Annotated in this window: 1 protein-coding gene; it reads left to right on the top strand. The window is 62.6% G+C overall.

Annotated elements, in window-relative coordinates; genetic code table 11:
* Positions 1 to 64 precede the first annotated feature (64 nt).
* A complete protein-coding gene (locus NKI72_RS34945; RefSeq protein ID WP_352473781.1) occupies positions 65 to 1,438 on the top strand; it encodes a transposase in 1,374 nt (457 codons plus the stop codon).
* Positions 1,439 to 1,463: the final 25 nt, after the last annotated feature.

Raw genomic sequence — 1,463 nt, 5'->3', positions numbered from 1 at the left:
AAGATGGGGCTCAAGCCGAATATCCCATCTGATTCAATCTTCGTCGTAAGAGGAGATTGAGTCGATGATGGGCGAGCAAAGTGTGATGCAGGAGGAGCTGTTCTACGGCTTCAGCCTGGAGCGGCATGTGCCGGCGGATCACCTGCTCAGAGCGATCGACCACTTCGTCGACCTGTCCGCCATCCGCCAGCATCTGGCGCCCTTCTACAGCCCGATCGGCCGTCCCTCGATCGACCCTGAGCTGCTGATCCGCATGCTGATCGTCGGCTATTGCTTCGGCATCCGCTCGGAGCGCCGGCTGTGCGAGGAGGTACATCTGAACCTGGCCTATCGGTGGTTCTGCCGGCTTGGCCTCGAGGGTGATGTGCCTGACCACTCAACCTTCTCCAAGACCCGCCACGGCCGCTTCCGCGATGCCGACCTGCTGCGCGAACTGTTCGAGACCGTCGTCCGGCGCTGCATAGCTGAAGGGCTCGTCGGCGGCGAAGGCTTTGCGGTCGATGCCAGCATGATCGTCGCCGACGCCCATCGTCAGCGCGGGATCGAAACGGCCGAGGACCTCAATCCCAAAGCCAAGCGGGCCGTGGCTGAGTATCTCGCCACTCTGGATGACGCCGCCTTCGGGGCCGCCACGCCGGTGGAGCCCAAGTTCGTCTCCCCTGTTGATCCCGCCGCGCGCTGGACTGCCGCTTGGGGTGGCCCAGCCGTCTATGCCTATTGCACGAACTATTTGATCGACGTGGAGCACGCCATCATCGTGGACGTGGAGCCCTCGACCGCGGTGCGCCAAGCCGAGGTGACGGCCGCCAAGACTATGATCGAGCGGGCGCACGACGAGCTCGGCCTCTGGCCGGAGCGGCTGATTGCCGACACCGGCTACGGCTCGGCCGAAATGCTGAACTGGTTGGTGCATGAGCGTGGGATCGAGCCGCATATCCCGGTCTTCGACAAGTCTAGGCGCAAGGATGGCACCTTCTCGCGCGACGACTTCACCTACGACCATAAGGCCGATACATACATCTGTCCTGGCGGGAAGACGCTCAGGCAGCGCCAGAAGACCTATCGGATGCCACACCCTCTCGTCGACGAGAATGGCATGATGCGCTATCGCGCCAGCAAGCTGGATTGCGACGCCTGTGCCCTGAAGCCCAGCTGTTGCCCGAAGGAGCCGGCGCGCAAGGTGCTGCGCTCGATCTATGAGGGCGCGCGCGACATGGCCCGCGACATCGCAAAGACAGACGCCTACCAGACCTCACGCTATCAGCGGAAGAAGGTGGAGATGCTGTTCGCGCACCTCAAGCGCATCCTGAAGCTCGATCGATTGCGATTGCGCGGCCCCTGTGGTGCCCGCGATGAGTTCCACCTTGCAGCCATCGCCCAGAACCTCAGGAAATTGGCCAAGATTTGCACCCTCGGAACAAACGTCCGAGCCACTTAAGGCGAGGAGGTCGCGTCGACCTTAA

Source organism: Mesorhizobium sp. M0437 (assembly GCF_040321335.1).
Classification (GTDB): Bacteria; Pseudomonadota; Alphaproteobacteria; order Rhizobiales; family Rhizobiaceae; genus Mesorhizobium.
This window is presented reverse-complemented; position numbering and strand designations above follow the sequence as displayed.